A 13,006-nucleotide genomic window follows, 5' to 3' on the forward strand; every position below is an offset into this window, starting at 1 on the left:
ATGGGGGCATGGACCCCATCAGCCCCCTGGAGCAGGCGCTGCACGCCGCACGCGCCCTCGTGCTGGCCGACCTCGTCGCGGGACGCGTCGCCGAGGCGGATGTCGTGTCGCTGGTCGAGCAGGCCGTCGTGCAGCGGCGGTGGTGGGTCGAGCAGTGGCCGGAGGGGGCGCGGTACGTTGCCGGGCTGGTCGCGCAGGACGTCCAGGACGCCCTGCTGGATCGGTACGGCCGCTGGCCGCTGTGCCCGGTGTGCGGCACCGGCGAGCCGCACGCGCTGGACGTGGAACCGGAGTTGGGGCCCGACCCGCACTGGGTGTGCACCGAGGCGGGCGTGAAGGTGGCGGCGGTGGGATCGCTGAGCGAGGCGCTCGGCGGGACCGCGTCCCCGTGAGGCCCCGGTGACGATCTACATCGACCCGCCGACCTGGCCGGGCCACGGCCGCCTGTGGTCCCACCTGGTCAGCGATGTCTCCTACGAGGAACTGCACACCTTCGCCGAACGTCTCGGCGTGCCCCGCCGGGCCTTCGAGCGCGACCACTACGACATCCCCGCCCAGCGGTACGCGGACGCGGTGGAGGCCGGTGCCGTGGAGGTCAGCAGCCGCGAGGTGGTGCGGCTGCTGCACGGGGCGGGGCTGCGGCGGCCCAAGGGGCGTCACCCGTCGCCGGGTTCGCGCAGTTCGTAGGTCAGGTGCTCGGGGTCCTCGGCGACCTGGGTGAACCCGGCCCGCGTGAGCACGTTCTGCGACGGCACGTTGTCCCGCTCGACGATCGCGACCACGGTCCGCACGTCCTCCCGGCCCAGCGCCCACGCCGACAGCGCGCGCAGCGCCTCGGTGGCGTACCCCTGCCCGCGGGCCCCCTCGACCAGGTCGTAGCCGATCTCCACCCGCCCGGCCTCGTCCGGGACGCCGTGGAACCCCATGGCGCCGAGCGTGCGGCCGTCCTCGCGCCGGACGAGCGCGTACATGCCCCACTCCGGCCGGTGGACCCCGTCCTCGTACTGCTTGTACACCAGCCCGGCGCCCACCCGGGTGCCCTCCATCGGCCCGCCCTCGATCCACTCGAAGCCGCCGTCGCCGACCGCGGACAGGTCGGTGGCCGCCGCGGGGGTGACGCCCTGGAGGGTGAGCCGCTCGGTCCCGAGGACGAGGTTGTTGCTCCAGCGCCACTCGGTGACGGGAGCCCGGCCGGGCAGCTCACCGCGTCCGGTGGCCCACAGCAGGGTCTGCCGGGGTGTCGGGCCGGGCTGGACGTGCGGGAAGAGCCGGGTCAGCACGAAGTCGCACAGCTCGGGGGCAGGTTCGTAGGCCGTCCCCAGCCCCTCGGCGATGTCGTGGGTGTGCAGCAGCACCTCGGCCACACCCATCGCGGCGAAGCCCTCGCGGTTCGCGCTGCGGAACGGATACGGATGGAAGGCCCGCACCTCGCGCGGCGTCGTACGGATCGCGGCGGCGAACAGCGCACCCGCCGTGCTGATCACCCGCAGCGCACCCGCGTTGTCGGTCCCCTCCTCCAGCGAGATCTCGAACGGCGTGTACGCCTCCTGCTCCCGCCCCGCCAACTGCCCCGCGTACGCGATCAGATCCTCGGCGATGTGCACGGCCGTCTCCCGGCAGCTCCACTCCAGCCGCCCGGCCCGCACGCTTTCCCAGTCCCTGTCGGTGACCGCCCCCAGCAGGCCCACGCACTCGGCGACGGCCTGCTCCACCTGTTCCGCACCCGTTGTCCACATGGTGGGCAGGCTACGAGGGATCGTGGGGCGGGAGCGACAGCATTTCCAGCTCGGCGGTGAGGTTGTAGCGGGCCGTGGCCTCCCACCGTTCTGCTCCGTGCGGCGTCCTGAACAGCCGGGGGAGGGCGAGGAGTTGACGCAGGACCGTGGCGCGGCCCGTGCGGAAGGCGTCGTTCGGGACGAAGTGGTACTCCTCGCGGACCGCGGCGGTGTACGCGGCGTACGCCGACGGCGGAGAGGCGAGGACCGCCAGGTCGGCATCGCACAGGACCTGACCGTCGGGGTCGTCGTCGGCGGGGTCGTGGGTGACGGTGAGGCGGACCAGGCGGGCCACTTCGGCCGTCGTGGCGTCCGGAAGGCCGGCTTCCGGGAGGGCGCGTTCGGCCAGTCGGGCGGAGCGTTCCTCGTTCTCGGAGCGGTCGGGGAGGTACACCGCGTCGTGGAACCAGGCGGCCAGCCGCACCACGTCCGGGCCGTGCGCGTACCGCTCCAGTTCGTCGACGCGGTCGAGGACCGCCGTGAGGTGCTCGACCGTGTGGTACCGGCGCTGGGGCTCCTGCCAGCGGGTGAGCAGGTTGTCGGCGTACGGCACCGGGTCCGGGCCGCCGGCCGGGCCCCGGGCCGCTTCCACGGTGTGGACGAAGCGGGTGCGCAGGGTGTCGAGATCGGCCATGGGGGCATTCTCCCGCTCGGCGGGTGCGGCACCTAGCGTGGGGGCATGACGACTCCTGCTGATGTGCACGATGTACGGGACCCCGAACAGCCCGGGCGGCTGCTCACGATCGAGCGTGACGCGCTGATTCCGCTGCTGCGGGGCAGGACCGGGGAGGACTTCGCGCGGCCCGTCGCCGCGTGTCCGGGCTGGACGGTGCGGGATGTGCTGGCGCACTGCTCGGCCGCGCTGACCCGGGTGGCGGAGGGCAGGTTCGAGCCGGGCGTGTTCTCGCCCGGGTCGAACGACCGGGACATCGCCGAACGGGCCGGCTGGAGCGACGCGCAGGTCGTGGACGAACTGGAGCGCGGCATGACCGAGGCCGGGCCGGTGATCGCCGGGGCGGGCGGGAAGCTGGACGGTCTCGCCCTGGGGGAGTGGGTGCACGCCGGAGACGTGCGCGAGGCCTTCGGGGAGCCGGGGGCGTACGGCGGGGCCGGGCTGGCGGACGCGCTCGCGCTGCTCGCCCGCCTCACCCGCGAGCGGGGGCACGTGCCGCTGCACGCCGACCTCGACGACCTGGACGAGCCGCTGCGGCTGGGGGAGAGCGGCGGGGAGCGGCCCCCGGGCCGGTTCATCGGGGACGGGCCGACCCTCGTACGGCTGTACACGGGGCGGCCGGTCGACGAGGCGCCGGCGTTCGAGCTGGCCGGGGTGGAGGCGAAGGAGCTGAACATCTTCGGCTGAGCCCACCGGGGGGCTTCGGATTCGGCGCGAAAGGCAGCGTAGTCTTGATTGGACTAGACCTGTCGTCCAACGCCGACGCCGTGCCGATGAAGGGGCCCCATGAGCAAGCGTGCAGTCCTCGAGGTGATCGCCCTCGGGGCCGAGGACGCGGTAGCCGCCCAGGCGGGAGGCGCGGACCGCCTGGAGCTGGTCACCGACATGGCGGCCGACGGGCTCACCCCGTCGGCCGCGACCTTCGCCGGGATCCGCCGTGCGGTCGACATCTCGCTGCGGGTCATGCTCCGGTTGGCGGACGGTTTCGCGGCCGGGGACGTGGACCGGCTGGTGCGGGCGGCGGCGGCGCTGCGGGCGGCAGGGGCCGAGGAGTTCGTGCTCGGCTTCCTCACCGCGGACGGTGAGGTGGACCTGGCGGCGGTCGAACGAGTCGTGGGGGTGCTGGACGGCTGCCCCTGGACGTTCCACCGCGCGATCGACCGGGCCGCCGACCGGTACGCCCTGCGCAAGCGGCTGGACGGGATGCCGGGGCTGGACACGTACCTGACGGCCGGGTCGGCAGGCGGCGTCGCCGAGGGGCTGCCCGTGCTGCTCGCCGAGGCGGGGCGGTCGGGCGAGCCGGGGTACGAGCAGCGGCTGCTGGTGGGGGGCGGGTTGCGGCTGGAGCATGTGCCGGCGTTGGTGACGGCCGGGGTCGACGGTTTCCACATCGGTGGGGCGGCTCGGCCCGGGGGATGGGCCGAGCCGGTGTCGGCGGAGGCGGTTTCGGAGTGGCGGGCCGCGGTGGACGGTTCCTGATCGGTGCGCTGCGTCGTCGCTGAGGCCGGGTGAGGGCGCAGCTCGGCGCGACGAGGTGCCGGTGCGCCCACCCGTGCCGCCCTCAGCGGCACGATCGCCCGACGCCTTCTCCTCAATGGGCAAACGTTGCCTGCCGAGGAACTACTAGGAGCCCAGCTGCGGCGGCAGCGGTGCCGCGTGCGTCACCGTCAACCCCGACACCGCTCGCGTCAGCGCCACGTACAGGCGCCGCAACCCGGTCCGTTCGTCGGGTTCGCCGTCGACCACCGCCCGGGGCTCGTCCAGGACGACGTAGTCGTACTCCAGGCCCTTCGCCAGGGACGCCGGGACCAGGGTCAGGCGGGTCTCCTGGGTGGTCTCCTCGCCGGGGCCGAGGTACGGGATCCCGGCCTCCGTCAGGGCCTTGGCCAGTTCCGGGACGCGGGCGTCCGCCGCGATCAGGCCCGTCGAGCCCTCGTGGCGCAGGGACTCGCGGCAGGCGTCGACCACGTCCATCGCCCCGGAGACCGGCCGGACCTCGAAGTGGCCCGGGTTCTCGCGGATCGACACGACCGGGGTGAGGCCGGGGGCGATGTGCGGGAGCAGCCGGGAGGCGTACGTGATGACGTCCGTCGGCACGCGGAAACCGGCCGTGAGCTCCTCGATCACCGCGTCCCGCTTGCCCAGGTGGGTCAGCGCCTCCTGCCAGCTGCGGGTCGCCCACGGCGTGGTGCCCTGCGCCAGGTCGCCGAGGACCGTCGCACTGCCGGTGGTGCAGCGGCGGCCGACCGCCCGGTACTGCATCGGGGAGAGGTCCTGCGCCTCGTCGAGGACGACGTGGCCGAGGGAGTGCGTACGCTGGATCAGGTCGGTGGCCTCGTCGATCAGGACGGCGTCGGCGGCCGACCACTTGGCCGACTTGATGCTGCGCGCCGGCTTCGCCCAGAGGATCGCCTTCCGCTCGTCCTCCTCGAGGATCCCCTCCGCGTGCTCGGCGAGGAACTCCGCGTCCGACAGCAGCCGCAGCACCAGTTTCGCCGGGTCGACGGCCGGCCAGATCACCTTCACCGCCGCCTTCACCGCGCTGTTGCGGGCCACCGCGTCCTGCACCCTGTCGTCCGGCGCCTCCCCCGACCGCTCCATCTGCACCAGCACGGCGTGCGCGATGCGCTGCGGCAGGGCCTCGCGGGCGGCGCCGTAGCGGATGTCCCGGTCGAGCAACTCGCGCACGATGTCCTCGAGTTCGTACGCCGGGACGCGCCAGCGGCGGGAGCCGCGCACGACCACGACCGGTTCGGTGGGCGTCGTGACGTGGGAGTAGAGGGCTCGGCGCAGCACCTGCGCCATGCGGGCGTCGCCCTTGACGACCGCGGCCGTCGCCTCGTCCGCGCCGTTGATCTCGACGTGCGCGACCAGGTCCTCGACGGTGGCCTGCTGGACCGTCAGCTCGCCGAGGGCGGGCAGCACTTGCTCGATGTAGTGCAGGAAGGACCGGTTCGGCCCGATGACCAGCGTGCCGGTGCGGGCGAGGCGCTCGCGGTGGGCGTAGAGGAGGTAGGCGACCCGGTGCAGGCCGACGGCGGTCTTCCCGGTGCCCGGGCCGCCCTGCACGCACACGGTGCCGGAGAGGCCGGACCGCACGATCTCGTCCTGCTCGGGCTGGATCGTCGCGACGATGTCGCGCATCGGGCCGACACGCGGCCGCTCGATCTCCTGCTGGAGGAGTTTGCTGGTCCGCGCCGCCTCGGCCGGGTCCGACAGGTGCTCGTCCTCGTACGCGGTGAGGTCCCCGCCGGTGTAGCCGAAGCGGCGGCGCAGCGCGATGTCCATCGGTGTCTTCTTGGACGCCCGGTAGAACGGCTGCGAGACCGGTGCCCGCCAGTCGATGACCATCGGGTCGCCGTCGTGGTCGTGCACATGCCGCCGCCCGATGTAGAAGCGCTCGCCCTCGGCACCTTCCGCCTCCTCGGCGCCCGGGGCGTGCAGGTAGTCGAGCCGGCCGAAGAACAGCGGGGTGTCGCTGAGGTCGGCCAGGGCCTTGATGCGTTCCTCGATCTGGTGAGCCAGCACCTCGGCGTTGACCCAGTTCGCGGTGACGTCGCTGATGTCGAGGGCCTCGACGTCCTCGCGCATGGCACGCAGGGCGGAACGGGACGCGGAGAGGTGGGAGCGCTCGCGGGAGAGGGGATCGTCGACGGGCGTGGACAAGGGGGTGCCTCCGGAGGGGCCTGCTGCGTGGACGGCCGTGAGATGCCGGCCGGTTTCCGTCCGGTCGGCGGCACTCCGTGGGGAGGCGGGCAAGAGCGGAGATCTTAGAGGAGCCGGGACGCGACCGCGAATCGTTTTCCTCGTCCCCTAGGGGACGGGCCCCTCCCCCCTGAGGGGGGAAGGTCGGCCCAGGGGCGTACGCGGGCCGACGGAAGGTTCGGCCGTGAGACCGACGCGGGTCTTACGGCCCGAAACGCACCATGGAGACATGAGCGCAGCAATCATCTCCCCCGCCCCGGCACCGGGCCGCCCGCCCGGCGCCACCGCCGTGGCAGGCAGCCACAGGCACCGTCTCGGCGATGCCCTGCGCGCCGTCAAGGTCTTCGCGGGCGCCGCCTTCGACGTGGTCATCCTCGGTCAGTACGGAGAGGAGGTCGGCGTGGTCCGCCGTAAGTGAGCGGACCTGCCCCGGCCGAGCGCCGTCAGCTCTCCGCGAGCAACTCGTCCGCGTCCATGATCCGGTACGCGTAGCCCTGCTCCGCCAGGAAACGCTGGCGGTGGGCGGCGAAGTCCTGGTCGATGGTGTCCCGGGCGACCACGGAGTAGAAGTGGGCCTGGTGGCCGTCCGACTTGGGGCGCAGGACCCGGCCGAGGCGCTGGGCCTCCTCCTGGCGGGAGCCGAAGGTGCCCGAGACCTGGATCGCGACCGTCGCCTCCGGCAGGTCGATCGAGAAGTTCGCGACCTTGGACACGACGAGCACGCTGATCTCGCCCTCCCGGAAGGCGTCGAAGAGCTTCTCGCGCTGCGCGTTGGACGTCTCGCCCTTGATCACGGGCGCACCGAGGTGCTCGCCCAACTCGTCGAGCTGGTCGATGTACTGGCCGATCACCAGGATCTGCTGTCCGGCGAAGCGGCGGACGATCGCCTCCGTGACCTTCCGCTTGGTCGCGGTCGTGGCGCAGAAGCGGTACTTCTCCTCCGTCTCGGCCGTGGCGTACGCGAGCCGCTCGGAGTCGGTGAGACTCACCCGGACCTCGACGCAGTCGGCGGGCGCGATGTAGCCCTGCGCCTCGATCTCCTTCCACGGCGCGTCGAACCGCTTGGGACCGATCAGCGAGAACACGTCCGACTCGCGGCCGTCCTCCCGGACCAGGGTCGCGGTCAGGCCGAGCCGCCGCCGCGCCTGCAGATCAGCCGTGAACTTGAAGACCGGGGCGGGCAGCAGGTGCACCTCGTCGTAGACGATGAGCCCCCAGTCCCGCGAGTCGAACAGCTCCAGGTGCGGGTAGACGCCCTTCCGCCTGGTCGTCAGCACCTGGTACGTGGCGATGGTGACGGGCCGGATCTCCTTCTTCGTCCCGCTGTACTCGCCGATCTCGTCCTCGGTGAGCGAGGTCCGCCTCACCAGTTCGTGCTTCCACTGCCGGGCGGAGACGGTGTTCGTCACGAGGATGAGGGTGGTCGACTTCGCCTGGGCCATCGAGCCCGCGCCGACCAGCGTCTTTCCGGCGCCGCAGGGCAGGACGACGACACCCGACCCGCCGTGCCAGAAGTTCTCCACCGCCTGCTTCTGGTACGGCCGGAGCGCCCAGCCGTCCTCGGCCAGCTCGATCGGGTGCGCCTCGCCGTCGACGTACCCGGCGAGGTCCTCGGCGGGCCAGCCCAGCTTCAGCAGCGTCTGCTTGATCTGCCCGCGCTCGGAGGGGTGCACGGCCACCGTGTCGGGGTCGATCCGGGCCCCGACCAGCGGCGCGATCCGCTTCGACTTCAGGACCTCCTCCAGCACCGGGCGGTCTGTGGTGGTCAGGACCAGCCCGTGCGCCGGGTGCTTGGAGAGGGTGAGGCGGCCGTAGCGGTCCATCGTCTCGGCGATGTCGACGAGCAGCGCGTGAGGCACCGGGTAGCGGCTGTACTGCACGAGCGCGTCGACGACCTGCTCGGCGTCATGGCCAGCCGCGCGCGCGTTCCACAGGCCCAGCGGGGTCACGCGGTAGGTGTGGATGTGCTCCGGCGCCCGCTCCAGCTCGGCGAACGGGGCGATGACCCGACGGCAGTCGTCGGCCTGCTCGTGGTCGACTTCCAGGAGCAGGGTCTTGTCGGACTGGACGATCAGCGGACCATTCACGCGCGGCACCCTTTCTACGGCCGGACGGCTCGGACGGCTCGACAGCTCGACGCCTCGGCCAAACGTCCAGTGTGCCTGATCGACCGTGTCCGGTGGTGTGATCTGCGCGTCCAGTCGTACTGAATGCCTATTCATCCCAACGTGTGGTGTGAATTCAGTTTTTCCATGGCGGCCCCGAAGAATGGCGACTGTGCAGAACCCGCCGACCACCACGCTCGGATACGCCCTGTTCGCCACCCGCTGGCTCCAGGCCCCGCTCTACTTCGGGCTCGTGGCCGCCCAGGGCGTCTACGTCTTCAAGTTCTTCAAGGAGCTGTGGACCTTAATCCTCATGTGCGTGAGCGGGCACGCCACCGAGACGTACGTGATGCTGGCCGTGCTGAAGCTGGTCGACGTCGTCATGATCGCCAACCTGCTGATCATGGTGATCGTCGGCGGCTACGAGACGTTCGTCTCGCGCATCGGCCTGCAGGGCCACCGCGACCAGCCCGAATGGCTCTCGCACGTGAACTCCAACGTGCTCAAGGTCAAACTCGCCACGGCGATCGTGGGCATCTCCTCGGTCCATCTGCTCCAGATGTTCGTGGACGTCCACCACACCCCCCGTCACGCCCTGCTGTGGGGCACGACCATCCACATGGCGTTCATCGTCTCGGCGGCGATCCTCGCGTACATGTCGGGGCCGATGGCCGCGCACGGGGACCGCGGGCACGCCGACCGGTCCCCGGCCGAGCCTTCCCGGGCCGGACACGCCCCCGCGGAGCCCGTCGACGAGCGGAAACCGGAGCCTGCGGCGGCGATCCCGGCCGTCCCACGGCAGCCGGCCCCGGACGCGTACGCCGAGGCCCGAATCCGCCCCCGGCCGGACCCGGACGCGGACGCGGACGCCCGGATCTGCCCCCAGCCGGACCCGGACCCGGACGCGGACGCCCGGATCAGCGCCCAGCCGGACCGGGACGCGGACGCCGAGGCCCGGATCAGCGCCCAGCCGGACCGGGACGCGGACGCCGAGGCCCGGATCAGCGCCGCCGGCTTCCCGGCCCGCAAGCTGCTGGAGGACTTCGACCAGCGGCACCCCCGCGGCTTCGACCGGGACACCGTGGCCCGGCTCGGCAAGGCGGACTTCGTCGCCGCCCGGCACAACGTGGTCCTCGTCGGCCCGACCGGCACCGGCAAGACCCACCTGGCGATCGCCCTGGGTGTGCGCGCCTGCCAGGCCGGGCACCGGGTGCTCTTCGCGACCGCTGCCGAGTGGGCCGCCCGGCTCTCCGACGCCCGGGCCGCCGGCCGCCTCGGCGCGGAGCTGACCGCCCTCGACGAACACCCCCTCCTGATCGTCGACGAAGTCGGATACACGCCGTTCGACGCGGCGACCGCCGGCCTGTTCTTCCAACTGGTCGCGCACCGCTACGAGCGGGCCTCGCTGATCTTGACCAGCGACCGCCCGCTCGGCCGCTGGGACGAGGTCTTCGGCGCGTCCGCCCCGGCGCTGGCGGACCGCCTCGCCCACCACGCCGAGGTCGTGCGGCTGGACGGCGACAGCTACCGGACGCGGCGCGCTACTTCAGCGTGGGCAGATTGACGTTGTTGATCAGCGGTCCCTCGATGCCGATCCCCTCGGAGACCAGGGGCTCGCCCCCGGCGACCGGCAGGGGCAGCGGCAAAGCGGGCGCCGCGGCGGCGGGCGCGACCACCCCCACCAGGGCGACGGCGCAGAGAGCGACGGCGGCAAGCTTTTCACGCATGGGGACGACAGGTCCTTTCCCTGCTGAGCGGTGAGGACGCGGTACCGCGGGCCGGCCCAGGGGCGCCGGGGCCGGCCCGACGGGTGCGCCGGATACGGATCAGATCTGCGGCGTCTCCAGGACCAGGCCGGCGACGTCGATGCTCACCGCGGCGGCCGGAGTGGCGAGCCCACCGAAGGTCATCAGAGCGGCGGTGGCCAGGACGGCGGCGAATCGACGGGCAGCAACCATGAGGACTTCCTTTCGACATGCACTCACTCGAACCCCCTGCCGGGCGCCCGAGCTCGATCAGGACATCCGGTGGCTGCCCCCGCGCGAGCGGCGCGATGCGGCACGCCCGGAAAGGTCGCCCGAGCGTGGGACATCCCCGGCGTGGCGTGCATGAACGCCCGCCTGCACCCGAACGGGTGACACGCCCCGCGGGCGGCCGTCAGCCCGCGTCGTCGGCGAGCTCGGCGACCCCGGTGATCCGGTGCAGCGGATACGTACGGACCTCGTCCGCCGTGTGGTCGTAGGCCGTGACGAAGCCGCCCTCGACCCGGACCGGGGCGATGACCCGCTGGCTGGCGGCGCCCTCGGCGTTGACGTAGCCGATCCACAGGGCCTCGCCGGTCAGGACGGCGGCCTGCATGGTGGCGAGGGTCTCGGCGGAACCGGTGCGCGGCAGTTCGCCTTCGGCCGCCGGGGCCGTGCCGGGCTTGCGCGGGGCGGTGGAGGCGAGGTCACCGGCCCGGATGGCGCGCAGCGCGGCCGCGAGGAGCGTGTCGTCGGGGACCGGCGGGCCGTCCGGGACCGGGTCGGGCGCGCTGCGGAGCGGGGTGCGGTGGGCGAGGGCACGCGTGATCAGCACATCACCCTCGGCGGACTCGGCGGCCGGTGCGAACCCCATCGCCCGCAGCCCTTCGAGCAGCCCCGTCGGGCCGGCCTGCGCGGCCAGCACGGTCGGGGCGAGGCGGCGCAGCCCGAGTCCGCCCGCCCGCTTGTCGGCGAGGATCTCGTTGAGCACCGACTCGTCGTCGCAGCGCACGTACGCCGAGGCCGCACCGACACGCAGATGCCCGTGCCTGCGGGCCACGTCGTCGATCAGGTACGCGAGCGGCTGCGGCACCGGCGTACGGGAGTGCGCGGTGAGGAAGGCGTGCAGGTCGGAGGCGCTCTGTCCGGCGTCCAGCGCCCGCCGCACCGAGCCGGGCGTGAACCGGTAGACGGTGGCCCCGCCCTTGGACTCGACGTCCGCGAGCACCCCGAGCATGTCGGCGAGCGGCCGCCGCAAGGGTCCGGGCGCCACCGCCGTCAGGTCGGCCTGCAGCAGCACATGGTCCAGCGGCTCGGGCAGCAGCGGCGTGAGCAGCCGGGCCGCGGCGGCGGAGGCGGCGGCCTGTTCGGCGGGGGAGAGGGGGGTGAGGGGAACGGGACGGTGGTGATGGTGCACGGGGAGCTTGTCCCCGGGGCCGGAGGGCTCCGCCTCGGGGTTCTTCACCGGTGCCGCCGGCGCGCCCAGCAGCGCCCGGCCGTGTCCCGACAGCGCGCCCCGGCCCGTCACGCCCAGCAGCTCCGCCTCGGACAGGGTCCACTCGGCGAGCCGACCGCGCAGGTCGTCCTCGCTCCCCCACGCCCGGCTTCGCTCGCGCGGGGGTACCCCCACGGCGCCGCGCAGGGGGCGCTCCCAGCGCAGCCGGGCCAGCACCGACCCGGCGGAAGGCGCGGCGCCCTCGGGCAGCCCGGCCAGCAGCGCCAGCACCCGGTGCCGCACCTCGGGCGCCGCCGAACGGTCCAGTCCGGGACCGAGCGCCGACAACGTGCGGTCCTTCGCGTCCCGCCCGCCCACCAGCCCGGGGGTCCGGGTCGCCGCGAGCCATGCCGTGGCCAGCCGCGACCAACGCTCGGCGGGGGGCAGCTCCAGCCACTCGTCGTAGGCGGGGGTCGCCGCGTACCGCTCGTCGGCCTCCCCGTCCGAGGCGATCAGGCCCGCCGCGTACGCCAGCTCGACCCAGAACGCGGCGACCGGCTCGGGCACGTCCAGGGCGACCGCGGTGCGCTTCAGGTCCCGCACGCTCAGGCCGCCGGCCCGCAGCACCGCGGGACCGCCCTCGTCCCAGTCCTTCAGCAGCTCCTCGACGGTCGCGAGCGCGGTGTACGCCTGCCCGGCCGCGGTGCCGTCCACAACCTGTGGACGATGAGCGGAGGTGATCTCGACCGCCGGCGGCAGCGGCTCGGGCGTCCGGTGCGCCAGCCCCCGCCGCAGATGCAGGGCGACCTCCCGCGGCAGCACGACCGTCCCGGGCGCGGTGGGCAGCAGCAGGCCCCGGTCCAGCAACCAGCGCAGCCGGGGCGCCGGATCGGCGGTGACCTGGCCGTACGGCGGCCCCCACACCAGGCGCTCCAGTACGTCCAGGGAGTCGGCCGGGGCGTCGGCGAGCAGCGCGGTCATCCGCTTCCGGTGCGTGAACAGCCCGGTGAGGGCGGCGACCGCGGAGACCGAGTCGTGCGTGGAGGGCAGCCCGGCCGCCGTGACGATCTCCTGGATCCGCCCTGGGGACATCCCTGCGGTGGCCTCCCGCACCGTGGGGCCGAGTCCCGTCGGCGACGGGTGCTGCGGCGCGGGAGCCAGCAGCTCACGCGCCGTGCGGACCAGCCGCAGCCGGTCGTCGTCGCCCCACACCAGGGCCTGCTCGCGCAGGACGTCCAGGGCGTGCGGCAGGGCCGCGGCGACGGCCGGGTCGTCGTCGTCCCCGGCCATCAGCCCGAGCAGTTCGCCGTACGTCGCCGGGTCCGCCGCCACCGCCAGCGCCTCCGCCGTCTGCAGCGCGAACCGGTCCAGCCGCTCCAGCGCCCGCACCACCGAGGCACGTGTGCCGGCCCGGGTCGCGAGCTGCGTCAGGTCGGTGGGGACGGGCGTGATGAGATCCGGGCGGCTGCGCAGGAGCGCGCCCAGCGAAGCATCGCCCCGCGCGCGGAGCGCTTCCGCGAGGGAGCGTGGGGCCGAAGGCGTGTCCTCGGTGCTCATCCGGTCCACGGTAG

The 13,006-nt window shown here is 73.4% G+C and carries 13 protein-coding genes; 6 read left to right on the top strand and 7 right to left on the bottom strand.

What is annotated here, in order from left to right:
• The first annotated feature begins 8 nt into the window (after window positions 1-8).
• Window positions 9-392 carry a hypothetical protein gene (locus ACWD1U_RS20265; protein WP_451109237.1) on the top strand — a complete coding sequence of 128 codons (384 nt, stop codon included), beginning with the start codon at window positions 9-11 and terminating at the stop codon, window positions 390-392.
• 7 nt (window positions 393-399) lie between these two features.
• Entirely contained in the window at window positions 400-687 is a 288-nt protein-coding gene (locus ACWD1U_RS20270) for a DUF4031 domain-containing protein (protein WP_451109238.1), read from the top strand.
• Here ACWD1U_RS20270 and ACWD1U_RS20275 read toward each other — a convergent pair.
• Window positions 657-1,712: a GNAT family N-acetyltransferase gene (locus tag ACWD1U_RS20275; RefSeq protein WP_451109422.1), complete on the bottom strand. Its 1,056-nt coding sequence runs from the start codon at window positions 1,710-1,712 to the stop codon at window positions 657-659. The two genes, ACWD1U_RS20270 and ACWD1U_RS20275, sit on opposite strands and share 31 nt — an antisense overlap.
• Window positions 1,713-1,746: 34 nt before the next feature.
• Window positions 1,747-2,409, bottom strand: a complete 663-nt coding sequence (locus ACWD1U_RS20280; RefSeq protein ID WP_451109240.1) for an HD domain-containing protein — start codon at window positions 2,407-2,409, stop codon at window positions 1,747-1,749.
• Between the two features lie 45 nt (window positions 2,410-2,454).
• On the opposite strand from ACWD1U_RS20280, the gene ACWD1U_RS20285 reads away from it, so the two are divergent.
• Together ACWD1U_RS20285 and ACWD1U_RS20290 are read left to right on the top strand one after the other, a co-directional pair.
• The gene (locus tag ACWD1U_RS20285; RefSeq protein WP_451109241.1) at window positions 2,455-3,135 is read left to right on the top strand and encodes a maleylpyruvate isomerase family mycothiol-dependent enzyme; all 681 of its coding nucleotides are present in this window, start codon (window positions 2,455-2,457) and stop codon (window positions 3,133-3,135) included.
• A gap of 99 nt (window positions 3,136-3,234) precedes the next feature.
• Entirely contained in the window at window positions 3,235-3,927 is a 693-nt protein-coding gene (locus ACWD1U_RS20290) for a copper homeostasis protein CutC (RefSeq protein ID WP_451109243.1), read from the top strand.
• Window positions 3,928-4,071: 144 nt separating this feature from the next.
• Here ACWD1U_RS20290 and ACWD1U_RS20295 read toward each other — a convergent pair whose 3' ends face one another.
• Window positions 4,072-6,114: a HelD family protein gene (locus ACWD1U_RS20295; RefSeq protein WP_451109245.1), complete on the bottom strand. Its 2,043-nt coding sequence runs from the start codon at window positions 6,112-6,114 to the stop codon at window positions 4,072-4,074.
• 268 nt (window positions 6,115-6,382) lie between these two features.
• Here ACWD1U_RS20295 and ACWD1U_RS20300 point away from each other — a divergent pair, with 268 nt between their 5' ends.
• Window positions 6,383-6,571, top strand: a complete 189-nt coding sequence (locus tag ACWD1U_RS20300) for a hypothetical protein (RefSeq protein ID WP_451109247.1) — start codon at window positions 6,383-6,385, stop codon at window positions 6,569-6,571.
• 25 nt (window positions 6,572-6,596) lie between these two features.
• Here ACWD1U_RS20300 and ACWD1U_RS20305 read toward each other — a convergent pair whose 3' ends face one another.
• The gene (locus ACWD1U_RS20305; protein ID WP_451109249.1) at window positions 6,597-8,240 is read right to left on the bottom strand and encodes a DNA repair helicase XPB; all 1,644 of its coding nucleotides are present in this window, start codon (window positions 8,238-8,240) and stop codon (window positions 6,597-6,599) included.
• Between the two features lie 181 nt (window positions 8,241-8,421).
• On the opposite strand from ACWD1U_RS20305, the gene istB reads away from it, so the two are divergent.
• On the top strand, window positions 8,422-9,822 hold the full coding sequence (gene istB / locus ACWD1U_RS20310) for an IS21-like element helper ATPase IstB (RefSeq protein WP_451109251.1): 1,401 nt from the start codon (window positions 8,422-8,424) through the stop codon (window positions 9,820-9,822).
• Here istB and ACWD1U_RS20315 read toward each other — a convergent pair.
• The 3 genes from ACWD1U_RS20315 to ACWD1U_RS20325 all read right to left on the bottom strand — a co-directional run bounded on the left by ACWD1U_RS20315 (window position 9,800) and on the right by ACWD1U_RS20325 (window position 12,992).
• Window positions 9,800-9,985, bottom strand: a complete 186-nt coding sequence (locus tag ACWD1U_RS20315) for a hypothetical protein (protein ID WP_451109253.1) — start codon at window positions 9,983-9,985, stop codon at window positions 9,800-9,802. The genes istB and ACWD1U_RS20315 overlap by 23 nt on opposite strands.
• Before the next feature lie 99 nt (window positions 9,986-10,084).
• Complete coding sequence (locus ACWD1U_RS20320; RefSeq protein ID WP_451109255.1) at window positions 10,085-10,216, bottom strand: hypothetical protein; 132 nt, start codon at window positions 10,214-10,216, stop codon at window positions 10,085-10,087.
• Between the two features lie 199 nt (window positions 10,217-10,415).
• Window positions 10,416-12,992: a helicase-associated domain-containing protein gene (locus ACWD1U_RS20325; RefSeq protein WP_451109256.1), complete on the bottom strand. Its 2,577-nt coding sequence runs from the start codon at window positions 12,990-12,992 to the stop codon at window positions 10,416-10,418.
• Between the last annotated feature and the right edge of the window lie 14 nt (window positions 12,993-13,006).

It is taken from the genome of Streptomyces sp. NPDC002788, from assembly GCF_053592115.1.

What these genes read in the sequence shown, in the direction of transcription:
- ACWD1U_RS20265 (WP_451109237.1), top strand. Translation starts at nt 9, where the DNA reads ATGGACCCCATCAGCCCCCTGGAGCAGGCGCTGCACGCCGCACGCGCC.
- ACWD1U_RS20280 (WP_451109240.1), bottom strand. Translation starts at nt 2,409, where the DNA reads ATGGCCGATCTCGACACCCTGCGCACCCGCTTCGTCCACACCGTGGAA.
- ACWD1U_RS20285 (WP_451109241.1), top strand. Translation starts at nt 2,455, where the DNA reads ATGACGACTCCTGCTGATGTGCACGATGTACGGGACCCCGAACAGCCC.
- ACWD1U_RS20290 (WP_451109243.1), top strand. Translation starts at nt 3,235, where the DNA reads ATGAGCAAGCGTGCAGTCCTCGAGGTGATCGCCCTCGGGGCCGAGGAC.
- ACWD1U_RS20300 (WP_451109247.1), top strand. Translation starts at nt 6,383, where the DNA reads ATGAGCGCAGCAATCATCTCCCCCGCCCCGGCACCGGGCCGCCCGCCC.
- istB (WP_451109251.1), top strand. Translation starts at nt 8,422, where the DNA reads ATGGCGACTGTGCAGAACCCGCCGACCACCACGCTCGGATACGCCCTG.
- ACWD1U_RS20315 (WP_451109253.1), bottom strand. Translation starts at nt 9,985, where the DNA reads ATGCGTGAAAAGCTTGCCGCCGTCGCTCTCTGCGCCGTCGCCCTGGTG.
- ACWD1U_RS20320 (WP_451109255.1), bottom strand. Translation starts at nt 10,216, where the DNA reads ATGGTTGCTGCCCGTCGATTCGCCGCCGTCCTGGCCACCGCCGCTCTG.
- ACWD1U_RS20325 (WP_451109256.1), bottom strand. Translation starts at nt 12,992, where the DNA reads ATGAGCACCGAGGACACGCCTTCGGCCCCACGCTCCCTCGCGGAAGCG.